Source organism: Pseudomonas baetica (assembly GCF_019733355.1).
In the GTDB taxonomy this organism is placed as follows: domain Bacteria; phylum Pseudomonadota; class Gammaproteobacteria; order Pseudomonadales; family Pseudomonadaceae; genus Aquipseudomonas; species Aquipseudomonas baetica_A.
The window spans coordinates 105,995-129,235 of record NZ_JAIHLQ010000019.1 but is presented as its reverse complement, the minus strand read 5'-3'; the positions used below and the strand labels follow the sequence as shown (position 1 = coordinate 129,235).

The 23,241-nt window shown below is 55.4% G+C and carries 13 protein-coding genes; 11 read left to right on the top strand and 2 right to left on the bottom strand.

Translation table 11 applies throughout. The annotated features are described in order from the left end of the window. Nucleotides 1-8 precede the first annotated feature (8 nt). Nucleotides 9-1,229, top strand: coding sequence for a hypothetical protein (locus tag K5E40_RS18820; protein WP_221732140.1), 1,221 nt, complete (start codon nucleotides 9-11; stop codon nucleotides 1,227-1,229). Between the two features lie 49 nt (nucleotides 1,230-1,278). On the opposite strand, the gene K5E40_RS18815 is transcribed toward K5E40_RS18820, so the two are convergent. Continuing rightward, a complete protein-coding gene (locus tag K5E40_RS18815) occupies nucleotides 1,279-6,402 on the bottom strand; it encodes an NEL-type E3 ubiquitin ligase domain-containing protein (RefSeq protein ID WP_221732139.1) in 5,124 nt (1,707 codons plus the stop codon). Between the two features lie 193 nt (nucleotides 6,403-6,595). Further along, nucleotides 6,596-9,742 carry a transglycosylase domain-containing protein gene (locus K5E40_RS18810; RefSeq protein WP_221732138.1) on the bottom strand — a complete coding sequence of 1,049 codons (3,147 nt, stop codon included), beginning with the start codon at nucleotides 9,740-9,742 and terminating at the stop codon, nucleotides 6,596-6,598. Between the two features lie 323 nt (nucleotides 9,743-10,065). Between K5E40_RS18810 and K5E40_RS18805 the strand changes: the two genes are divergently transcribed. The 10 genes from K5E40_RS18805 (at nucleotide 10,066) to K5E40_RS18760 (ending at nucleotide 23,207) form a co-directional block, all read left to right on the top strand. After that, the gene (locus K5E40_RS18805; RefSeq protein ID WP_221732137.1) at nucleotides 10,066-13,323 is read left to right on the top strand and encodes a hypothetical protein; all 3,258 of its coding nucleotides are present in this window, start codon (nucleotides 10,066-10,068) and stop codon (nucleotides 13,321-13,323) included. Between the two features lie 348 nt (nucleotides 13,324-13,671). Further along, nucleotides 13,672-15,093 carry an amino acid permease gene (locus K5E40_RS18800; RefSeq protein ID WP_221732136.1) on the top strand — a complete coding sequence of 474 codons (1,422 nt, stop codon included), beginning with the start codon at nucleotides 13,672-13,674 and terminating at the stop codon, nucleotides 15,091-15,093. Between the two features lie 198 nt (nucleotides 15,094-15,291). After that, a complete protein-coding gene (locus K5E40_RS18795; protein WP_221732135.1) occupies nucleotides 15,292-15,654 on the top strand; it encodes a GtrA family protein in 363 nt (120 codons plus the stop codon). Next, complete coding sequence (locus K5E40_RS18790) at nucleotides 15,651-17,120, top strand: UbiA family prenyltransferase (RefSeq protein WP_221732134.1); 1,470 nt, start codon at nucleotides 15,651-15,653, stop codon at nucleotides 17,118-17,120. Before K5E40_RS18795 ends, K5E40_RS18790 begins: the two co-directional genes overlap by 4 nt. Before the next feature lie 87 nt (nucleotides 17,121-17,207). Next, nucleotides 17,208-17,624, top strand: a complete 417-nt coding sequence (locus K5E40_RS18785) for a hypothetical protein (protein ID WP_221732133.1) — start codon at nucleotides 17,208-17,210, stop codon at nucleotides 17,622-17,624. Next, complete coding sequence (locus tag K5E40_RS18780; RefSeq protein WP_221732132.1) at nucleotides 17,579-18,715, top strand: hypothetical protein; 1,137 nt, start codon at nucleotides 17,579-17,581, stop codon at nucleotides 18,713-18,715. Before K5E40_RS18785 ends, K5E40_RS18780 begins: the two co-directional genes overlap by 46 nt. 31 nt (nucleotides 18,716-18,746) lie before the next feature. Then, nucleotides 18,747-20,063, top strand: a complete 1,317-nt coding sequence (locus tag K5E40_RS18775) for an FAD-binding oxidoreductase (RefSeq protein ID WP_311775958.1) — start codon at nucleotides 18,747-18,749, stop codon at nucleotides 20,061-20,063. Then, on the top strand, nucleotides 20,060-20,800 hold the full coding sequence (locus K5E40_RS18770) for an SDR family oxidoreductase (RefSeq protein ID WP_221732130.1): 741 nt from the start codon (nucleotides 20,060-20,062) through the stop codon (nucleotides 20,798-20,800). The genes K5E40_RS18775 and K5E40_RS18770 overlap by 4 nt, the downstream gene beginning before the upstream one ends. After that, a complete protein-coding gene (locus tag K5E40_RS18765) occupies nucleotides 20,797-21,744 on the top strand; it encodes a lysylphosphatidylglycerol synthase transmembrane domain-containing protein (protein WP_221732129.1) in 948 nt (315 codons plus the stop codon). Before K5E40_RS18770 ends, K5E40_RS18765 begins: the two co-directional genes overlap by 4 nt. A 41-nt stretch (nucleotides 21,745-21,785) precedes the next feature. Beyond that, complete coding sequence (locus tag K5E40_RS18760; protein ID WP_221732128.1) at nucleotides 21,786-23,207, top strand: glycosyltransferase family 39 protein; 1,422 nt, start codon at nucleotides 21,786-21,788, stop codon at nucleotides 23,205-23,207. Nucleotides 23,208-23,241 lie beyond the last annotated feature (34 nt).

Here is a 23,241-nt window from a genome sequence, read left to right as displayed (position 1 = left end):
GGCGACGCATGAACAGGTTCATTGGGGTGATATGGATGGCGGCGTTGAGCATCCCTCAGGCGCAGGCGATCAATCAGGAGATCCATGCGTTGTTCCAACCGGATTCTTCCAGACCAGACAAGATGACGTTCGTCAACAAAACGCCGAACAGCGGTTATTGCGCCACCTATCCGGGCCAATGTGAAAATAACGGCATGTTCAGCATCGAATTACCCATACGTTTCAGTTCTACCCGCTACGTAGGCATCTTTGACTGGGCGGCAGTAAAGGCCCCCGCCAATTTGCGGCGGCTGACCGTGACAAACAGCCAGACACAGGAAACGCAATCTGTGGAAATACGCATTACTGGCATGGGCTCCAGGTATGTTTTGAGCCATCCGGCTGTGCGACTGGCCGGCGGCAGCAATGCACTTGAAGGCCATAGCAGGTTATGGACCACGGGTAATTGGGTACAAGCAATACCTGCCCCTTGCTGGTACAGCGGCGAAGGCGCCTACGAGGAGGACAGCTGGCGGTTTTTCTGGAAAACCACGCAAGAGGCCCACTGTCTTAAAGTGCCGGCGTACCACATTCCGTCGATGTATTTCGACAAGCTGGACTTCGCCTACGAGCTGCGCACACCCAACCCGTTGAACATGTCTACCGGCCGTTATACCGGTTCCTTGACTTACAGCCTGGGACCTGGAGGGGATTTCGATATGGGCAAACTGTTTGAGCCGGACGACAGCAGCCTCACCCTCGATTTTGTGCTGGACGTGCAGCACACCCTGAAAGTGGATATTCCACCCGGGGGCGACAAAGTCGTACTGGAACCGCAAGGCGGCTGGCAACGCTGGCTGGACAGTGGACGCAAGCCTTCGCGCCTTTACCGCGATCAGATATTCCATATCTCGGCGTCGTCGAAATTCACCATGAAGCTTGAATGCGAGCACCGTCTGGGCGTGGGCTCGGGTTGCGCCATTGCAGACGGGCAGGGGTTCGCGGGCGCGGTGGACGTCAGTGTCAGTTTGCCCAACGGCTTGACCGACAGCGCCGGGCAAGCGGTCACGCGCAAGCGCTTGGGGATCGAGGCGACAGCACCGTTTCAACCCGGCTTCTATATCGATCGCAAGCCGGGAACCCTGCATTTCGAAGTGGATGAACAGCAAACCCACTGGATGATCGACAACGCCCAAGGCCGAATTTACAGGGGCAATATCACGGTGATCTGGGATTCGGAGGTGGGTTAGTGCGCATCAGTTGGCCAGCCCCGGGTTCAGGGCTGGCGCCTTGCGAGGGTCAATGGCCGATGCTGATCAACGCTTCGCGGGTCAATTGTCTGGACAGTTCGTTACGCGAATAACCGATATTGTTCAGCAGTCGGTCGTACCGCGCCTGACTCATGGCCTCGCCGCTGAAAATATCCGCGTGGGGAATGTTCAGTTGATCGGCCAGGGTTTCCATCTTTCGTATCAACGGGTTCATCTGAGTCTGCGCGTTGGCATTGGCGTACTCCGCTTGTGCCAGGCGCAACTCATCCAGCAGGCCCGGTTTTTCCTCGAACCGCAGATCATTGCGCTCATATTGTGTCGGATGGGTTTTGCGCAAATGGCGTTCCCAGAAATCATCCCCGTTAGGGTCAATCATGCCGTCGACCAGTCCGTTGCCGCTTTCGCGCAGCTTGAACGAGTCATAGGCCGCGTCGATCTTCGCCTGGGTAACGCCTGATCGCTGCTGGTAAAGCATGCCTTTTGATTGCCAAGGCAGCTCCAGCCGTTCCGCCAACCCGGTTTCATAGGCCATATGGATTTCAAGATCATCCGGCGCGCGATTGTTCGACGGATCGATCAGATGCTGTTGCTCTTGACGGCCGATTTCTTCTCGAGCGATATCGCCGACGATGTTCAGGCGTGCGCGGCTGCGGGCCAGCCTCGCCAGATTGTGGTCAAGCGCAAGGGCCGAGGCCGGCTCGGCATAGGCCCTCGAGACCAGCACTTTGATGCCCATGGAGTTGAACAGATAGGCGCCGCCGTCGCGGCAGCTATCGGGCTCTCTGGCTTGTTTGAACAGTTCTTCACGCAGGTCGGAATCCAGCGCGGCGGCATCGATCATTTCCCAGACACGCTGGGTCAGTTGTTGGCGTGTTTGCGTGTTCTGGTAATCAGCGGTTCGCCTCTGCCGGGCAATGACGGCAAAAAAATCTGCGGAGCCTGGCTCGGCCATCAGATCGTGCCAGGACTCTTCGCGGTACTTGCTCAAAGACGCCGAGGGACCAAACCCGTCCGGTTCACCGGGAAACGATTTCCAGTGGCTTAGTTCGTTTGTGGCGGCCGGAAAATCGGTCTGCACAAAGGCCATGCCGGTGGATTGGCGATAAGTGCCGTAGCGTACCCGATCCTCATTGGAAAGCTTCGCCGTGTCGAAACGCGCACGACTGAGGATAAAGGCCTGATCGGAACCCGGTGTGACTTCGGGCAGCGTATTGATCGGCGTATGACGCATATCCAGCATGAAACCGCGGGGACGATGCTTGTCCACCGAGCCGACCTTGAACAGGCCCTCGGGCCAGGACTGGATATCGGTATTGGCCAGACTGAGGTCTTTCAAGCGATACATCCGCCCGACATCGGGTGGTTGGCGCAACGGGTTACCGTTCAGGTTCAGTGATCGCAGGCGAATCAAACCGCCAAGTTGTTCATTTGAACGCACGGTCAACTTGATGCGGTTGTCGGTCAGATCCAGACTCTGGAGGTGACGCATTTCTCCGAGGGTGGGAGGGATCTCCGTCAGGTCACACTGACGCGCGCTCAATTCACGTAGCTTGGGGAAACTGCCAAGCACGCCATCGGACGATGTCGAGAAACGCGTTTTATCGAGTTTCAGCGCAGTGATCTGGTCGAGGTGTCTCTTCATCCCGGGCCGCTTGCGCAGATCGCCCCACCAACGATCGAGGTTCGGCCGCGAAAGCGAGCTGGACAGGTCCAGCGAATAGCCTTGCTCTTGAGGGTTGCTGTGCTCGGCATAAGTGTCGTTTTGACGCTCGAAGCACTCAAGCAGCCGTTCCTCGATATGCCTCCCGCCCTCCTGCATGTACTGCGTCGATACTCCGGGGATCGGTTCTCCCGAGCCATCCACATCGGGCGGGTAGCTTTCCCGCCAATTTTGCATCTCTGTGCGCAATTGCTCGCGTTCGCCTTCCAGGTGTTTGATTGCGTCAGTGGGATCACCATTCTTGCGCAGCTTTTCGATGAACACCTTTGCCTGATGCTCAGACATTTTCGGGTACAGCTTTCGGACTTTCTGTTCCGGGGTGTTTTGCGCCCAGGGCCACGGCCATCGGCCTGTCAGCGTTTCGGTTTCAACACTGGCCACTCGACGAATCGGTGGTTCGGCCATCACGCTGCGGCGCTCGGCCGGTTCGGCGGATGTTTCCAACAGCCATTGTTTGAGGCGTTGACCCTGACCGCGCCGGTAGCCCGTTGCCTGCAGTTTTTCGTCAGGCAGGGCATGCAGGATCGACTCGTAGAAGTCGTCGGCTTCATGCAGCGTGCGATTGTTGGCGTCGAGCACTTCATAGCGGCCATGTTCGTCACGAACCAGACGTCTGACGGTGGTTGCATCATCCGCGCCGACGCTGCAGCGCAGCGGGCCGTCGTAGCTGCCGTCGTGCACGTCCAAACGCACATCGGCAAAGGTGTCGGTGTTGAATTTGAGGGTGTTGAGTGCCAGTCGCTCGGTCTCCGGGAGCATCCATTGCTCTTGGAAAAAACCGTTATAGGCGCGGGCGGTGGACGCTTCGAAATCCAGTTCCCGCGCCTGCGCCTTGAGGCGCAGTGGCAAGTGGTTTTCGTCGGCGATACGTTGCAACTCGGCCGGTTTTGCCAGGGCCACGACCTTCTCGGCCAACGGCAACGGGAGCTGCGGGAATGTTTTTTGTACGGCGCGAATATCGGCCTTGTTTGATTTTTCACCCACTTGATACAGGTAATTGGAGACATCTTTCTGGCGCATGTCGACGGCATCCGCGAGCAGGTTGCGCACCGCTGTTGCCCGGTCGCTGCGAGGGACGTCGCGACCAAGCAGTTGTTTGAACTCAGTATCGTCGAGGAAATTTGCCAACCGTTCCGGCAGTTTGCCCGAGGTGAGATCCGCAAGGCTGATGCTCAGGGTATCGGCATCCGCTGCATTGGCATCGCCGTATGTGCGCGCGTAACCCTGCAGGTCGGCGCTTTCATAAATCTTCAGCGCCTTGGTGCGTGGCCAGCCTGGCTGCCTCGTCAGCAGCGGCTCGAACCAGACGGCCTGCGGGTCGATGGGGCGGCCATTGCGGATGTTCGCACTGGCGAGTCGGGCATCGTCATAGGCACTGAAACGCTTGATGGTGTCGGTCAGCAGCGGCGGCGGTGCAGTGTTATCGATATGCATTTGGCGCAGTTGGTTTTCGTGCGTGCCGCTGATCACACGGATCTGTTCCCGTTGCACCGGCGAAAAGCCTTCCACGCTGTGCCCGACACGACGCATCAACGTCGCAAAGTCCCAGTCGCGCGGGTTTTCTATTTCCTGCACCCAGGCACCGTGACCGTTGTGTTCGATGAGCGGTTTATAAGCGTTTGGGCGTGTCGGGTGCTTGATGCGATGGGTCTTGGACGTCGGTTCGCTCGATGCTTTTTCGACCGCGTAGAGTTTACGTTCCAACAGCAAGACCCTTTCATCGCCGTACAAATGCAGGCCATGCTTGTCGGGTTTCGCGTCGGGTGCCAGGCTGATGTCGTTGCGCTCGTAAGGCTTGATGTCGGGATGCCAGAGGCTGGGTTTGCCATTGGGCAGTTTCACCGGTTTCATATCGTCGACCAGCGATGACAGTTTGACGCGAACGACCTCGCCGATTTTTGCGCCCGAGGCAAAGGCTGCCAGTTGAATGACGTCGGTTACCACACTGATCAGATGCTCGCCGGCTTCCAGCGACTGCCCTTGGGCCAGATCGACAATCCCCTCGATAACGTCGGTGGCCAGTTGGTAAGCGGTGTAAGCCAACATCAACTGGCCCAGCACCGGTACAAACGGTGTGACGACCAACAGCGCGACGTTGAGAATGTCCGAGAGCATTTTCTGGAAATTTTCCCACCAGGCCCAGCGTGCCTTGCTGTCAGTGTCGGCGGTGGAGACGGCTAACTCCCGGGCATCATTCAGGATCTTGTTGAACTTTTGTTGATAGAGGTGCCGCCAGTAGTTGCCTTGCAACTGCACACGATCAAATTGCAGGTTTGGGTTGTCCACCGGGTCCTGGCGCCATGGCGGTCGTTGGTCGGTCGGATCCTGGCGCGGGTGATACCGATAAATGAACAGCCGTTGCTCCAGTTCGGCAAAGAAGTGCCCACGCTGCTGCTGATCGACGAAATCGCTGAAGAACTGGCGATACGTTTGCTTGGTTGACTCGATGTATTTGTTTTCGCGCAACTGGCGAGTCAGTTCGTCCTTGAACGCCTTGAGCGAGTCGTACTCCTTGAGCGGATGATCCGGATCATGGGGGACATAGGCGATCACGCGTCGAATCCCGCGGCTGTCGCGTACCGCATCGATGAGCAGGAGAATGCCGGTCAGCCGGGTGCTGAGAATCGACAGGTCGCAGCACAACATGGCGCGGCCATTGAGCAGCAGTTGCGGTTTGTCTTCGGCCAGGTTCAACAGCATTGTGCAGGTGTCGACCTGGATGTCGTTCTTGATCAGCGCCATGTAAGCGGCCGCGGTGAGGGCGTCTTGCTGGCTTTGTATCACCCTGTTTTTCAGAACGGCTTCAGCCACCGGCTCGCCGGGCAACAGGTACCTGTGCAAATGCTTTTCATAATGAGCGCCGATGTCCAGATCCCGGCATAGCGTCTGAAACTGGGCGATGGACATGCTGTGTCTGATAGGCAAGACGTCGAACAAACCGCGTTCATCGGGTTGGCTGATGTACTCGGAGCCGCGATCAACCGTTTCACTTTTGGCGAAGTTGTGTAGCGCGGCGTCCAGCAGGGAAACCGTTCGACTGGTCACTCCGCCCGAGAGCTTGATCGTGTACCAGGGCTGGTCTTTGGGCATGTACAGGCGCAGGTAGGTTTTCTTGACATCGAGTTCCAGGCCATGGCGCCGTTTGATTGCGGCCTTGAGCAACGGCTCGGCGAAGGCATGCAGATCGGTTTTCGCCATCAGGTGGTCAACCGGGTTTTGTGAGGCCCAGGCCTTGAGATTGGCGGCAGCGAGCTTTTCCAGCCAGGTGTCTGGCGCCTTCAAGTACCAGGGTTCGATCTTCAGTGGCACGGCTGCCAACGCTTGGCCCCGGGCAACGGTGGCGCCTTTGAAACTGTCGCTGACGGCGGACTTGATGAATTCGTAGTGCCGACCTTTTTCTGCGTTTTCGGCAGACTCGGGTATGGGAGACATGGCCAATCATCCTTGATTGTTTGAGGAGTGATCAGCCTACCGGCGCAAGGGCAAAACAAAAGTTCAAAGTTCAGGCGGCAAACGGCGCTGTGGGGCATCAACCCGACGAAAATTCGAATTCGAAAAATACATAAGTACCACCCGCTGCGAAGAAAAAACGTCACGCTGAATCGGAAACGACTGACACGATTTGTTACCTCGTCTTCAGACGTACCGGATTGATCATCGCAACGTTTGTGCTCTGTGCGGGGTGGCATTGCAGGTCGCTGCCCGGTTGCAGATACGGCGTGAGGAACGGTGCCATGCCCTTGAGCACCTGTACTGGCAAGGCTGAAGTGAATTTGAAGTTCTCGGCCGAAGGCCCCGGAACGAACGCGGTGAGGGTGCCGAAATGGTGATCGCCGATGTAGAACACGAAGGTCGCCGTGCGGTTGATCGACTTCGAACTGAGGATGCGTCCGCCCGAACCGATGGCCTCGATGCGGTTATCGCCCGTACCCGTTTTGCCACCCATGGCCAGCGGACTGCCATCCGCCAGTTTGAAACTGCCGGAAACACGTTTGGCCGTACCGGCGTCGACCACCTGTGAAAGCGCTTCACGCATGGCGGTGGCAACTTCCGACGGCATCACCCGTTTGCCAACATGCGGGTCATTGATCAGCCGCGTTTCATAAGGCGTGTCGGCGGCAAAGTGCAGGCTGTCGATGCGCAGGGTCGGCATGCGCACGCCATCGTTGAGAATGGTGCCGATCAACTCCGCGAGCGCTGCCGGACGGTCGCCGGAGCTGCCGATGGCGGTGGCCAGCGATGGCACCAGATGATCGAACGGGTAGCCGACTTTTTTCCAGCGCTGGTGAATCTCCAGGAAGGCTTCGATCTCGAGCATGGTGCGGATGCGGCTGTCACGGGCGCCCTTGTGTTTGCTCTTGAACAGCCAGCTATAGACTTCCTGACGTTCGAAGTGGCTGGCCTTGACGACCTGACTGAACGTCGCGTCCGGGTTGTTCAGCAGGTAACCCATCAGCCACAGATCCAACGGGTGAACCTTGGCGATGAAGCCCTGGTCCGGGAGGTCGTAGCGGCCCGGGCCATAAGCGTCATAGAGCCGGATCAGGCGATCGTCGGTGAGTTTTACAGTGAGCTTGGCGTCCTTGAGGTGCGAGCGCACGAAGCGGTTGAAGTCTTCCTGAGTCGCGTTCGGCAACAGGTAACGGTGCACGGCGGCCATGCGGATCGGGGTCGGACGCATGCTGTCGAGGAAGGTTTCGAGCCGCGCCTGGGTGTCTTTGTTTTTGTACCTCTTCCAGAACTTGAGCAAGAACGATGTACCTTCACGGTCGGCAAAGCTCGCCAGGTATTCCTGACGCCTTGGGTCGCGGTCGTCCTTGAGCAGTTCGGCGCTGCTGTTGGGACCGGAGTAAGTGGTGTAACGCACCACATCGCGCATCAGACGAATGAACGGCAGGTTGATCGACTCGCGCAGGGCGTCGCGCAGGGTCGGCATGCGGCCGTTGTCTTCCTTGCGAAAGTTATGAAAAACGTGCAACCCGCCACCGGTGAAAAACGCCTCGCCGGGGCTGGCCGAGTATTTGCGGTCCAGCGCTGCACCGAGCATTTTCGAGAGGTCGTGGTCCTTGTTCTGGATCAGGTAATCGATGACCCATTGGCTGAGGCGATCCTGGTCGGGGACGTCGACCTTTTTCAGTTCCGGTACGCTCAGCGCACTGTACTTGTCGTGCAACTCGGCGATGATTTGCAGGTACGTGGTGAGCACACGCATCTTCGCCGTCGAGCCCAATTCGAGTTTGCTGCCTTCGTTGATGTCGAAGGGCTGGTCGGTGCTGTCGGTCTGCACCCGCACTCGCGAGCCGTCGGGGGTGAGTTCGAGCAAGGTGAAGCTGTAGCGCACCTGAGCAGTGCTGACAGGCGTCAGCAGCCGTTCACCGAGCAGGCCGATTTCAGCGGCGTAGGCCGGGTCGGCGAGTTTTTTCAGGTAAGCGGTGACCTGGGTTTGCAGGTCGCCTTGCAGCGTGCTGGTGGCCGAGAGGTCGAGGCGGTCAAGGTCGTACAGCGAACGATTGAGCATCGCGGCCAGGCGGCTACGAGCAGCGTTGATACCTTTGTTGGTTTCAATCGGCTGAAGAGTGGGCTGGGTCTGCCAGTCGCGATAGATGACCTGGCTGGCCAGTGCGGCATCGGCGAGTGCGGTGTCGATCACGCCGTTCTGCTTGAGCAGGCGCAAATGGCTGTCGGTGAGATCGGCGAGTTCTTCGTGGCCCTTGTTCAGGTAATGGGAGGGACGACGCTGGGCGATCATCAATGACAGCATTTCACGCAAGGCCAGGCCTTTATCCGCCATGGTTTTCGGGTCGGTCGCCGGGCTGTTCAACTGTTCGTTGGCCTTATTGAAGTCGCTGCCGTACCAGACCCGCAACCCTTCGGCCATGCCATGGACTTCACCATGGCCAGGCACGGCCGACAGCGGCACGCTGTTGAGGTAATCACGAACGATGTTCTGCCGCGCGGTCAGGGTTTGCGGGCCGTCCTGATAGGCGCGCACGCTGGCGGAGATCATCTGGCGAAGCTTCTCGGCGCCGGACACCGTCAGGCCATCAGGTGAATGCCGGTACTTTTCAAGTTGCGTCGCCAGCGTGCTGCCACCCGCCGATTGCCCGGGCAAGTGCAGCAACTTCGCCACTTGCGACCACGCGGCCATGCCGAACCTCGGCCAGTCCACCGCCGGGTTGGTCATCGGTTGTCTGGGGTCGAGCAGAAAGCGGTTTTCAATGAACAGCAGGCTGTTGACCACCGCCGGCGGAATCGCGGCGAAACTCGAATACAACTGCTGTGGATAGTTGTACTGATACAGCGGCGCAGCGCGGCAGTCGGTGATCGAGAGTCCGGCCTGAGTCTTTTCCGCATAGGGCACGAACATGCCCTTGCCGGTATAGCTGAGCAGCGCCGGCGAGAAGCGGGTCTGCTCGGTGATCACGTAATCGCGTTTGAGCAGGCGCGGCAGGAGTTCATCGAGCGAGCTGTAACCCAGGCGCAAATCGAATGGCCCATTGCCGGGGTAGCGAATCGCTTCGCTGGGACCAGGTTCAAGCTTGTAGGTCAGTGAGGCTGCGTAGCGGCTGAGTTCATGGGCCTGGAAACGCGAGGTGCGCATTTCCTTGGCCGCCGCCAGCCCGACCACGATCAGGATAATCAGCAGCAACAACCAGAATGCCTTCCACCCATGCCGGTTGCGGCGGTTTTTTTCAGGGACAGGCGCTTCATCATCCACACGGTCAGTCGGAACCACGGCTTTACTCGAGTCGGTTTGCCACAAAGCGCCCATAGTCGATTGATCCATTCACGCAGATTGATCGGACTTGTCTGAAGCTTAGACGGTGGTGGGCGACAGGAGGGAAATTGTGAAGCGAGCACGGACCAAGAGTCGCGATGAGGGTGCCAGACGCCAGGCGGGCTCTTGCGACTTTTTGTGGCGCGTGAGTGCAGGAGGAAGTTGCTGATTGTTAAAAGATTATTCAAGTAAGTTGAAGTGTGTAAGTGGATAGTGCTTTTGTTTGGTAATACATAAGGTTAGTAACGGTTTTCGGTTTTTTATTTGAAGGCGCCTGTTGTTTACTTTTGCTTCGTTTATTTATCAAGGAAGATTGTATGATCGAAGCAAATGATGTTGTGGTGGATGCTGGTTCGGTGTCTGCCAGTTATGAAAGCCAACTTGAGTCTGCAAGGCTTGAAGCTGAAAGTGTCTCGCCGTCTGCACTTGGCGACTTGGGTGGAGCCTTGTCCTGGCCGATGCCATTGAGTACTGATCAGCAGAACGAAGTGCTGAGCGCTGTTCAGCTTTATATCGAAGGTCTTGATGAACTATGGAAGCCAGGGCAACAACTGCTGGAGCATTTGTACCTGCACCATCCGCTTGACAGTAAAACATTAGGGAATCCTGCCAAGGCACTGGAAACACTCGTTGCCAGCGCTCGCGGGCAAGCGCTTGGGATGGCGGTACAAACCCGTTTGAAAGGCATTTCCACGGACGTCAGCATCACCGAATACGCATTGGCCGCCATTCACTTGAATCTTGATCCGTTGTCTATTGAAAACACTCAACGCAACAGCGTCGCGGGTTTTGATCTGGCCAGTCGTCAACATTGGGGGAAACCGGTTTCGGCGGTGTTCAACAAACTACGTGAACACTTGATCAAAGAACTCATCAGCGGCCCTGAAATGGCCGGATTAGGCGCCTACGCATTGTTGGCAAGGAATGCCCCTCTGTTCCTGATCAAAGACATCCCGGATGGCGTCAAGTACGGCGGTGCGGCGTGGTTCAACCTGGCCGTGGCCGCTGCGACGATCGAAGCTCAATGTCCGGGGAAGCTCGCGAATATGACCTTTGCCCAGGTCATGATCTGCGCTGAAAGTGCTGCTATGACCGATCCGGCCGTTACCCGGTACGCCCAGACCATCGCGCTGATCGATTGGGGCGTTGTCCATGTGGCCGTAGAAAAGAAAGACGATGAACGCTACACCGAAGTAGAACTTGGTGAAATAAAAGAACAGTTCAATGCTCAATTTATCGACCGGCTCAATACGCCAGTGTTGTTGAAAAGTGTGTTTTCAAGTCGCCAAAGCATTGCGCTGGCCGGGCTTGAAAAAGAATTTGGCAAAGACTTTCCGTTTGAACATGCCGCGCTTGAATGGGACAGCTCGTTAAAAGTGTTAAGTCATCTCGCGCCCGTGCCGAGTGATGTGCTAGGGCCGCAGGGCAAGTACTCGTTGCTGGACGTTGCAATGATGGATGGCAATTATCGATGGAAATCCAGCGACAAACTTCTGAACGCTGTTATTCACGACATCAACGAACTGAACCTTCGCGTGCGGGAGACTTTCAGGAAGCAGTTTGCAACGACACTGAGCAACCTCAAGGAAGGTGCCCGGTTAACCGTAAAACACCTCATATCCGAGTTGCCGCTGGAAGACCGAGAAAACCTCGAATATGGAAAAATCGATTTCTATCAACACAAGACCTACAAGCTGAGTACGAGCTTTTTTGGCAGAAACCTGACGTACACCAGTCCAACACTGACATTGAGAGTCGAGCGGGGAACGGGGAAAAAAGTAAGTGTGTATCACATTGACTTGGGGGCCGACTCGATCAAAAAAAGTGGTTCTGACCCTGCCCAGGTGGCCGAACGAACCAACGTGAATGTTCCGAGCACCGTGTACACCACTGAACCTTTTTATGTCGCTGATGAATCGGTCGCTGCGAAGCTCAAGCAAGGCAACGAGACGCAGGCCTTGCCTCCCAAAAGTTATTCCAGCGAGAGAACCCTGACGATTGCTGATGCCTTCGTTGAGCATCTTGATTACGACAGCGAGAAGATTCTGAACGCTGCGCAGGGGCAGACGACGTATGACAAAGAATTGGCAGCCATGAAATCCCGCATGGAGTTTTTGCTCAACCTGATTCCCTTCAAATCCGCCATTACCCATTTTGTAGAGGGTAACTATGTAGACGGCGCCATTGATCTGTTCCTCGACGTATTGGGATTCGTCACCGCAGGCGTGGGTGCCGCAGCAAAGTTGGCACAAGTGGGGGCCAGGACGGCTTCGGCAATCAGCAAAGCGCTCAAGGTAGCGAAAATCATAGGGGCCGTTGTCATCGGCGAACTCAACCCGGTGAGTGGTATAGCGGCAGGCGTGCAGTTACTGGGTCGGGGGATCAAGTTCGTGGGCGTTAAAGGGCTGCACCAATTGAACAGACTTCGGGCGTCTGCGAGCGGGTATGACTTGCTGCTCGGAGTCACTAAGGCGCACGGGCCGACAGTGCTGGGCACCTTCAAAGTGGGTGAGCAAAGTATCGAGGGCGTGGGGGTGTTGAAAAATGACAGTTGGTACCCATACAACCTGGACACCCGCAGGCTTTATGGTCCGCCGGGCAATTTCACGCCTCAACGTTTTTGCTGGGGTGGAACCTTGGGCGGTGAGGCAAACTCCCGTATCTATTTGAATTTTCATAACAATGTTGAATTTGCACGGAACAGGAATAATCTTCGAGCCTTTGAACGTGGTTATACGCAAGGGAATGTAATCGTAATCGATGGCTACACACCTGGAATGAAATTTGATGAGTTGATTGAATTGGTATCAGAGCCTGGTCTCAAGCCTGAAGAAATAGGGGCTTTGACAAAGGAAATAAAAACCAAAATTCTGAACGACGCTCGTTATAGTTCAAACCTTCTTGCCGCGGATTTGAAGGGTTTGGCTGTCGAGGTCGTTCCTGTTTCGCAGGGGCATTATCTGGCTCACGTCAATATGGTTTCCAGAGGTGAGTGTGCAGGACTCTCAAATGCCATGGCTTATGCTATTCACCATGGAAACGAAGACATACTGCTGAAAAATATTCCCAGAGCTGCCCTGGCGAAAGAAGCGCCTGGATCCACCGAATTTATCTGCGACATGACGGAGTTTCACAATACGGTGAACAATAAGGAATCTTTTCATATGGGCGCAGCCAAGAAGAAAATGGATGCCGACGAAATTATCGATGCACTGGAAAGTTCTCCTGATTCGAAAACACTCAGGCTGGCCTCAAAAGACCATGCAATGCTTGCAGGTATAAGAGTCAGGAACGGTAGACCAGAGTGGTTCTTTTACGAGCCTAACTCTGGATTTGCGAAGTTTTCCAGCCCCGAATCCATGAGGCAGGGCATGCATAAAGTACTGGAAAGCGGAGCGCTGGCCGCGACGTTAAACACCTATGGAAGAAAGCGGGGTGGTCGTGACTTCAATGTCAGTGAATTTGATCCCGCCGATATTGATAACAGTTCCATTAGCCGCAACCGCGTTGAGAATCTTTCGTCTGTTGAACTGCCTGATCCAGAAGAACTGGTCACGGTTCAGACCCTCCATTAAAGCGTTCGTCAAGGTTCTCCGACCTGGACAAAAACGCCAGACGAAAAGACGACGCACCAAGGTTGTGCAATACTCGCCGCCGTTTTCGGTGGCGAGTTTTCCTACATTTGCCAGTTGATCCGCCGGGTCTACTGGCATTCTTGCGACAACTCCCGCTGAATCTTGTGGTTTATAGAGTGAAAAGACCTACGACAAGGTTTTTATACTGACGCCCCGCTGATCTTGCAGGCTGTCCTGCAAGACGCGTTTGCCCACGAAGCAGACGCGGTTTTCAACGAGCCAAGGCTAATCGGCCAACGCTTGAACACTCGGTGGCCATATCCAATAACAAGACGAGGTTGCACCCCTATGCCAGTTGGCAATCACCTGCCTCACGGCGAAACCGCTCAGGGCGGTCCGCTTAAACGCGAACTCGGCGAACGGCATATTCGGCTGATGGCCCTCGGAGCCTGTATCGGCGTCGGTCTGTTTCTCGGTTCGGCCAAGGCCATTGAAATGGCCGGCCCGGCGATCATGCTCTCCTACATTCTTGGCGGTCTGGCGATCCTGGTGATCATGCGCGCCCTCGGCGAAATGGCCGTGCATAACCCGGTGGCCGGTTCGTTCAGCCGCTACGCGCAAGACTACCTCGGCCCGTTGGCAGGCTTTCTCACTGGCTGGAATTATTGGTTCCTGTGGCTGGTGACCTGTGTCGCGGAAATCACTGCCGTCGCCGTGTACATGGGCATCTGGTTCCCCGATGTGCCGCGCTGGATCTGGGCCCTCGCGGCGCTGATCAGCATGGGGTCGGTCAACCTGATCGCGGTCAAAGCCTTCGGTGAATTCGAATTCTGGTTCGCCCTGATCAAGATCGTCACCATCATCGCCATGGTGATTGGCGGCATCGGCGTAATCGCCTTCGGTTTCGGCAACGACGGCGTCGCGTTGGGAATTTCCAACCTGTGGAGCCACGGCGGCTTTATGCCAAACGGCGTGCAGGGCGTGCTGATGTCCCTGCAAATGGTCATGTTCGCCTACCTCGGCGTCGAGATGATCGGCCTGACCGCAGGCGAAGCGAAGAACCCGCAAAAGACCATCCCTGATGCCATCGGCTCGGTGTTCTGGCGGATTCTGCTGTTCTACGTCGGTGCGCTGTTCGTGATCCTGTCGATCTACCCATGGAACGAAATCGGCACTCAGGGCAGTCCGTTTGTGATGACGTTCGAGCGTCTGGGCATCAAGACCGCAGCCGGCATCATCAACTTCGTGGTGATCACGGCGGCATTGTCGTCGTGCAACGGCGGCATCTTCAGCACCGGGCGCATGCTCTACAGCCTGGCGCAGAATGGTCAGGCCCCGGCCGGTTTTGCCAAGACGTCCAATAACGGCGTGCCGCGTCGCGCATTGCTGCTGTCGATTGGCGCACTGCTGCTGGGTGTATTGCTCAACTATCTGGTGCCGGAAAAAGTCTTCGTCTGGGTGACGTCGATTGCCACTTTCGGCGCAATCTGGACCTGGGTCATGATCCTGCTGGCCCAGCTCAAATTCCGCAAAGGCCTGAGCGCCAGCGAACGTGCCGCCCTCAAATACAAGATGTGGCTGTACCCGGTCAGTTCGTACTTTGCGTTGGCGTTCCTGGTGCTGGTGGTCGGCCTGATGGCGTACTTCCCCGACACCCGCGTGGCGCTCTATGTGGGCCCAGCATTCCTGGTGGTGCTGACGGTGTTGTTCTACGTGTTCAAGCTGCAACCGACCCAGGTGTCGCAAGGCGCGGTGCGTTCGGCTTCGTAAGTGAAGGACGTTGAAACGGCGAAGCCCCGGTCGAGAGATCGGGGCTTTTTTATTAGGGCGGCGCGGTCGCTGCACGGATGAAATACGTATAACCGTTGGTCGGAATAACCCTCGTACCTGTAATTTCTGACAGTAGACCGCCCCTGCGCCATGGCCTAGCTTGAAGACCCGACAAGTCGGAGTCAGCAAGGAACGGACATGAAAGGATTCTCCGCAACCGGCGTGATCGGCTTTGCAGATGCGCTGATCCACTGGCAAATATTTTTCGTGCTCTGCACCGCGGTCGGCCTCGATCAGGCATCCAGCAATTTTGCGGCGTTTTGCGTGGCCGCTGCGTTCTCGTTTTACGTGAACGCGCTTTACACGTTCGAGAGAGAAACGTCGGTGTTCGCTTACCTGATGTTTGTCGGCGCAATGGGCGCGGTGAGTTTCGGCGTGGGCGTGATTGCCGATGCCTGTCATCTTCCCGGCTTGGTGACGGTGGCTTTTTTTTCACTGATGAATATTTTGTTGGGGTGCTGCTTTTTCCGGTTTGTGCTCTTTCGGGAGCGTCGGATATGAACGTATCAGTGACTGATTGCCTTCCAGCGTCCGAGTCTCGTGTGACTTCACAACCTTTCGTGGTCGACCTGGACGGCACTCTCCTCAAGTCCGATTTGCTGTTCGAATGCGCAATGGCCTTTGTGCGCAGCAAGCCTTTGCAATGTCTGAAACCGCTGGCCTGGCTCACTCATGGCAAAGCGTATTTGAAAGAGCAGTTGGCGCAATCAACGGACATCGATGTCGCGACCTTGCCCTACGATCCCGACGTACTCTGGATGATTGAGGCGCAACGCAACAGCGGCCGAAAAATAGTCCTCGCTACGGCCAGCCACTACTCATTGGCAGTGCGCATTGCCGAGCACCTTCAGGTGTTTGATGAGGTGTTGGGGACGACGCTTGAGCGCAACCTGTCAGGGGCGCACAAACGTGATGTGCTGGTGACGTTGTACGGTGAGGAAGGGTTCGACTACGTCGGTAATTCATTCGACGATCTGCCGATATGGCGCTCCGCCAGGCATGCCTATGTCGTCAATCCGTTCCCGGGCGTCGAGCGTGCCATTCGGCACCTGGGCAACATTGCTCAGGTGATCCGCTCTGACGCGACGACATTCAGGAGTTGGTATAAAGCCTTGCGCATTCATCAATGGGTGAAGAACGCGCTGATTTTTGTCCCTCTGCTCGCCGCCCATCAACTGGCCAATCCACTGCCGCTTTGGCACGGCGTGCTGGCTTTCGTGTTTTTCGGATTGTGTGCATCGGGTGTCTACGTCCTCAATGACCTGCTCGATCTTGCCGATGATCGCAAGCATCCAACCAAGCGCCATCGACCCTTCGCCAGTGGATCTTTGTCGATCAAGTCCGGGTTGATGGTTTTTCCTTTGCTCTTGCTGGTGTCCTTCACGGGCGCCTGGGTTTGGCTGCCTCGCTCATTCGTGGCGGTGCTCGCCTGCTATTACGTGCTGACACTGATTTATTCACTGGTGTTGAAGCGGCTGATGGCGCTCGACGTGATTACCCTGGCGCTGCTGTACACCCTGCGCATCATTGCCGGTGGCGCCGCTTTTGAACTGGAATTGACTGGCTGGATGCTGGCCTTCTCCATGTTCATGTTTTTGAGTCTGGCGCTGGTCAAACGCTATGCCGAACTGCTGGTCGCCCTGCACAGTGGCATCACCGGGAAAACCGGTGGCCGGGATTACTTTCCCGCCGATCTGGCCATGCTTTCATCATTGGGCGCTGCGTCCGGTTATCTCACCGTCATGGTGCTGGCGCTGTACATCCATGACAGCGCGACCATCGCGCTCTATGCGCATCCACGATGGATCTGGCTTGCCTGCCCTGTGTTGCTGCTGTGGATCACCCGGATCTGGCTGCTGACCCATCGCGGCCGAATGAATGACGACCCGGTGGTGTTCGCACTGCGCGATCGCTTGAGTCTGGCGATGGGGGCGGTGTTCTGCCTGATTTTCTGGGCGGCGGCATGAAACGGATCAACCAACGAACAAAGTGCCTAAGGCGATTGACAGGTCTGTTTGGGGATTCATTAATCGGGTTCGAAAAGGACTTCGCCAATGAGTGAAATAAACACCCATGTTTGCGCACGCTCACTTGTGAGCGCTTCAGGGCTATCGACTGCCCTATTGGTTTTTTTTGTACCGACAGGTTTGTTGTTTCTATCGATCCTGGTCATGAACCATGGTGTGATGATTTATACGCTGGATGATCCTTATATCCATATGGCGCTGGCCAAACATATATGGGCTGGGCATTACGGCATAAACGCTGGAGAGTATTCCGCTCCATCCTCAAGTATTATATGGCCTTTTATGCTCGCGCCTTTTTCAATGTGGGGGCGTGCGTTTTTTTATGTACCGTTGGTGATCAATGTTGTTTTTGCGTTTCTGACATTTCTGTTGGTGGTTGATTTGTTGAAGCGTCTGAGATGTCAGTTTCCTCTGGTGGTGACGTGTGGGCTTTTTTTTCAATAAATATTTTCGGGCTGATTTTTAACGGGATGGAGCATAGCCTGCAAGTTTATCTGACGAGCTTGATTGCCGCCGGCATGGTGCGCAAGGAGTTTATTGAAGAGACAAAGTTGCCAAATATTCTCTACCTGGCGATTTTTTTACTGCCATTGGTACGCTACGAAGGTTTGGCGATTTCATTGCCCACATTGGTTTATCTCTTGTTGAATGGTGAACGCAGCAGACCATTGTATTGCGGTATCGCGATACTGCTGGCCCTGGCATCCTTCAGCTTTTTCCTGAACAGCCTGGGGCTGGGGTTATTACCCTCTTCGGTACTGGCAAAGTCGGATATTTCTGGCCTGCAATCCCTTGCCGAACATGCGCTGGATCAATGCAGGCAAGGTGGGTGGGTTATCTTCGCCGTCTTGATGTTCTGCTGGTATTACTCAGGTAGAACGTCGCTGATCATGCTGCTGTTAAGTGTCACTCTATGTCATACACTATTTGGCAAGACGGGGTGGTACGGTCGATATGAGATTTATTGGCTTGCTTTTATTGCCATGTTTTTTCTAGCGGCCTGTAGCAGGCATCTCAGTGATCGCTGCATGGTGATGGTTTTCAGTTGTTTGCCATTGGCCTTTACTGGGCTTTTTTACGTGACGTTGAGTACCCCATGGGCGTCGGCGAATATCAATAACCAGCAATACGTAATGTCAAAAATTGCCTCTCGGTTGAATGAGCCGTTGGCAGTTAATGATCTCGGGCTTGTTTCATTGGCGACCGATCAATATGTATTGGATCTTGGCGGTCTGGCGAGTTATGAGGCGTTGCAATTGAAGCGCGCGGAAAGCAACTCGCTTTGGATTGGCGCTTTGATGAAGCAACACAATGTTAAATACGCTTTTATTTATGATGGCTGGTTCCGTCAGCGGCCCGCGAATTTTATAAAGATTGCCCGTCTGAAACTGGCTGTTCCGAATATCACTTCAGCGCAGGACTCTGTCTCTCTTTATGCCGTGGACGCTGCATCCGCTGACAAGCTTAAGTCGGTGCTGACGGAGTTTCGTGCGCTGAATTCGAGCGATAAGTTTGAGATCAACTATGTCGAGTAATTCAGCGAAAGCCGGTTATGAACGAGCGCGCGTGGCCTTGTCACTCTCGTCATGGGGCAATTTCCCCTTTGCCCCGCAAACCGGCCACCCCTGCCACTGGCAAACTGACGTCGGATCGCAGTGGCAGCGGTTGATCGAAACCCACGGCACAACGTTGCCGTTCGGCAATGGCCGCAGCTATGGCGACAGCTGTCTGGCCGTCAGTGATCATGTGTTGCAGTTACGTCCCTTGAGTCGCTTCATCGAGGCTGACTGGGAGAACGGTGAGATTTGCGCCGAGGCCGGAGTGACCTTGGGCGAGATTTTGCTGCTGTCTATCCCCCATGGCTGGTTTTTGCAGGTCACACCCGGGACGCGGCATGTCACGCTGGGCGGAGCCGTGGCCAATGATGTACACGGCAAGAACCATCACCGGTGCGGTACGTTTGCCCATTCGGTGGTGAGTTTTGGTTTACACCGATCCATGCAACCGCCGATGGTCTGTTCCCCAAAAGAGAATCCCCAGTGGTTTGCCGCCACCCTGGGTGGCCTGGGCCTGACGGGCGTCATCACTTGGGTGAAGATCCGTCTACGCAAGATCCAGTCCAGTCTGATCGACACCACGCGGGTTCGTTTTGAGGGGCTGAATGACTTCTTTGCCTTATCCGCCGAGATGGATGCCCGCCACGAATACAGCGTTGCATGGATCGACTGTCTGGCCACTGGCAATGCGCGAGGGCGCGGTGTTTTTACCGCTGGCGATCATCGCGAAACGGGTGCACTTCAGGCCGCAGTACCGCGTTCGCTGCACATGCCGATTCGGCCACCGGTGTCGCTGATCAATCCGCTCACTTTGAAACTGTTCAACCGTCATTACTGGCAGCGACAACCGGCCAGCAGACAATATCGGACGGTCGCCTACAGTCCGTTTTTCTATCCACTGGATGGCATCGAACACTGGAACCGCATCTACGGACGCAAGGGCTTCCAGCAGTTTCAGTGTGTTTTGCCAAGCTCGGTGGCGCAAGCAGCCTTGTCCGAGCTACTCAATTCCATCGCCCGCAGCGGTTCCGGCTCCTTTCTCGCTGTACTCAAGCGCTGCGGCGATATGGCGTCCCCCGGGCTGCTGTCCTTTCCAATGCCGGGCACTTCACTGGCATTGGATTTTGCGCAGAACAATGCCCTGACGAAAAAGCTCTTGCCGCGTCTGGATGCCATCGTCCGCGAAGCGCATGGCCGTTTGTACCCAGCGAAAGACGCCCACATGAGCGGCAGTGATTTTCGCCAAGCCTATCCCGCCTGGGAGCAAGTGGAAGCACTGCGCGACCCGGCCCTGATTTCCCGTTTCTGGCAGCGAGTTCTGCGATGAAAAAAATATTGATTGTGGGCGCCACATCGGCCATTGCCAGCGCCTGCGCGCGACTGTGGGCGGCTGAACGGAGCGAGTTTTTTCTCGTCGCCAGGGATGGGCAAAAGCTGCAGCAAACCTGCGCTGATCTGCAGGCCCGAGGTGCGCGAGCGGTGACACCGCATGTGATGGACGTCAGCAATACCGCCGAACACACCGTCATGTTCGAGCGCTGCCTGACGACGTTGCAGACAGTGGATATCTGCCTGATTGCCTACGGCACCTTGCCGAATCAACGTGAGTGCGAACAATCCGTTGAGATGACTGCGAAGGCATTTGCCAATAACGCCACTTCAGTGATTACCCTGCTGACGCTGTTGGCTAATGGCATGGCCGTTCAGCGCCGTGGCACGTTAGCCGTCATTTCATCCGTTGCCGGCGATCGCGGACGCCCTTCCAATTATGTGTATGGCGCAGCCAAAGCGGCGGTTACCGCGTTTTGCGAGGGGTTGCGCGCACGCTTGTTCAAATCGGGAGTGCACGTGATCACTATCAAACCCGGTTTTGTCGATACGCCGATGACTCAAGGGCTGGCGATACCGGCGCTGCTGATTGCGCAACCGGATGCCGTTGCCCGACGAATCGTTTCAGGTATTGAACGCAAGAGGACGGTGCTTTATGTACCCGGATTCTGGGCGTGGATCATGTGGTTGATTCGGGCCATACCGCAGCCGATTTTCAAGAGGCTGAATCTATGAACCAGGCGCTGATGCTCTCCGGGTGGCGCTATCGGGTGCTGATCGGTTCGGTGGTCTGCTCCGCCCTCGCGTACCTGGCTGTTTCCCTGTGGGGTGGGTGGTCGGCCGTGAGCGCGGCCGTCAGTCGAGTGGGGTGGTGGCAGGGTGGGCAAATCGTCGGGCTGGTTCTACTTGGCTACGGTTTGCGATTTTTGCGTTGGCAGATCTATCTCAATGCCCTGCGCCATCCACTGCCTTGGTGGCCGAGTCTGAAAATCTATCTGGCAGGATTCGCCTTGACCACCACCCCCGGCAAGGCTGGCGAGGCGTTGCGCGGGGTTTTGCTCAGGCGGTGGGACGTGCCTTATCCACACAGTTTTGCCGCGCTGTTCAGTGAGCGCCTGTCGGATTTGCTGGCGATGGTGGCATTGGCCTTGTTCGGCCTGAGCGCGCATCCCGAATGGTTGTCGATGATCGTCGCCTGTCTGGTGCTATTGGCGTGCAGCGTCTTGCTGGTGTCCCGACCAGGTCTTGTCAGTGCCCTTGATCGGCGGGTCGAACAAAGGAGCGGCTGGTTTCCCCGCCTGTTGCGTCATGTCGTTCATGTGTTGCACCAGTCCCACAGTTGCCACACCCCACGTCGCCAGATCGGCGCGACGTTGTTGAGTCTTCTGACCTGGGGGCTGGAAGCGCTGGCGTTTTACTGGATTCTCAATGCCATGGGCGCGGGTATACCTCTGACATTCGCGATGTTCATTTATGCCGTTTCCATGTTGGCCGGGGCATTAAGTTTTATGCCCGGCGGGTTGGGCAGTGCCGAAGCGGTGATGGTGACGTTACTGGTGTCGGGTGACGTGGCGTTGCCGGATGCGATTGCGGCGACGATGTTGTTGCGGTTGGCGACGTTGTGGCTCGCGGTTGGGGTAGGCGCTGTGGCGTTGTCGAGAATAAAGGTCGATATATAGGGAATGATCAAGTCGCGTGACTAATCAGGAGCAATAAGGGAATGAAGTTTAAACTTGAGAGCAGACCGCTAGCGGTTTATATGTCACTGGTAGCAGCGATGTTGGTAGGGGTTTATTTGCGATTGCGTCATATTGATTCTGGAGGTCTCTGGCTTGATGAGGCCTTTAGCGTTTCGGTCAGTGATCCTGATCATCATTTTGTTGATGTTTATCGCGCGACTTTAAGTGACGTTCATCCCCCGTGTTATCAGGTTTTGCTATGGGTCTATTATCATTGCTTTGGCTTTGGGGAGTTTACAGGGCGATATCTGTCAGCTTCCCTCGGTGTGTTATTGATTCCGAGTGTGTTTTTTTTGGGGCGCAAACTGTTTGATCAACAGGTAGGTGTTCTGTTTGCCTGGCTTGTGGCAGTTAATTATTTCCTGATTCGATACTCTAATGAAACTCGCTCTTATGCGCTTTTGGTGTTTTTAACGGTTGTGTCCTTTTGGCTATTTATACGTTGTGTCAGGCAGTCCGGATTTATTGATTTTTTGGGTTATTTTGTTGTTTCTGCCATGTTGGTAAATACCCATTATTTTGGTTATCTGGCGGTGTTTTCTCAGGCGTGTCTTGCACTCTACATGTTGCTGAAAAAAGACCTTGCCCTCGATATTTTTTATAGGTTTTTGGGCGCAGGTTTTTTTACCGTTTTAACCGTCCTTCCGGGGCTGTCGTATACGGAAATGGCCTTCGGTCGCCAAGACTTCTGGATTCGCCCCCCGGGCGAAACTTTTTTCTTTGTGGTTTTTTCTGAATATTTTGGCAATGCATTTTTGGCATTCATGGCGGCAATAATGTTCATTGCCGGATTCGTGTCGCTGACAGTAAGTGAGCGAAAAAAAGAAGCCTTTCGGCTGCTGGCGTTCTGGTTGATGTTAGGTGTGGTGGTGCCGTATGTATGCTCTGTTTATTTTACGCCTGTGACAACCGTTCGAAATTTTATTGTTTTACTGCCGGTTGTATTGTTGTTGATTGCTTTTGCTATCGAGGGTATCGAAGATAAAGCAGTCAGGATGTTAGTGCTTGTTGTGTTTTTATGCTTTTCTGCAACACCGGTGTTTAAGGGCGGCAGTAAATTTGTGCAGGGGCAGAACCCGGCTTTTAATAGTATGCAAATGCGTGAAATTGTCGAGTCGGCTATCAGTAAAGGTCATGGTGTTCCGGTTTATTCGAGTGATGATATTCAGTTTGGAGTGTATTTCAAGTTGCTAGGGTCCCCTGTGCATGTTGGAGATTTCAAAAAAATTGCGTCCGACCTGAACGCTATGCGGTCGCCGGAAAAATTTTATGTTCTGGAAACAACATATATTCCAAGCCTGGAGTCGGATGAGGTTTTTTTAAAGCAGTTCAACGCTGTACTTATCAGCAAGGAAGAACTGAATGAGGTGCGCTTGTTGGAGTTTCGCTCACTGAAACCATAGGCTCGGAGAGGGGCGTACCTACTCAATAGCGTAG

Bases quoted from the DNA above. Each gene is read 5' to 3' on its own strand.
- K5E40_RS18785 (WP_221732133.1), top strand. From the start codon at position 17,208: ATGAGTGAAATAAACACCCATGTTTGCGCACGCTCACTTGTGAGCGCT.
- K5E40_RS18760 (WP_221732128.1), top strand. From the start codon at position 21,786: ATGAAGTTTAAACTTGAGAGCAGACCGCTAGCGGTTTATATGTCACTG.
- K5E40_RS18780 (WP_221732132.1), top strand. From the start codon at position 17,579: ATGTCAGTTTCCTCTGGTGGTGACGTGTGGGCTTTTTTTTCAATAAAT.
- K5E40_RS18800 (WP_221732136.1), top strand. From the start codon at position 13,672: ATGCCAGTTGGCAATCACCTGCCTCACGGCGAAACCGCTCAGGGCGGT.
- K5E40_RS18805 (WP_221732137.1), top strand. From the start codon at position 10,066: ATGATCGAAGCAAATGATGTTGTGGTGGATGCTGGTTCGGTGTCTGCC.
- K5E40_RS18765 (WP_221732129.1), top strand. From the start codon at position 20,797: ATGAACCAGGCGCTGATGCTCTCCGGGTGGCGCTATCGGGTGCTGATC.
- K5E40_RS18815 (WP_221732139.1), bottom strand. From the start codon at position 6,402: ATGTCTCCCATACCCGAGTCTGCCGAAAACGCAGAAAAAGGTCGGCAC.
- K5E40_RS18795 (WP_221732135.1), top strand. From the start codon at position 15,292: ATGAAAGGATTCTCCGCAACCGGCGTGATCGGCTTTGCAGATGCGCTG.
- K5E40_RS18810 (WP_221732138.1), bottom strand. From the start codon at position 9,742: ATGGGCGCTTTGTGGCAAACCGACTCGAGTAAAGCCGTGGTTCCGACT.
- K5E40_RS18820 (WP_221732140.1), top strand. From the start codon at position 9: ATGAACAGGTTCATTGGGGTGATATGGATGGCGGCGTTGAGCATCCCT.
- K5E40_RS18790 (WP_221732134.1), top strand. From the start codon at position 15,651: ATGAACGTATCAGTGACTGATTGCCTTCCAGCGTCCGAGTCTCGTGTG.
- K5E40_RS18770 (WP_221732130.1), top strand. From the start codon at position 20,060: ATGAAAAAAATATTGATTGTGGGCGCCACATCGGCCATTGCCAGCGCC.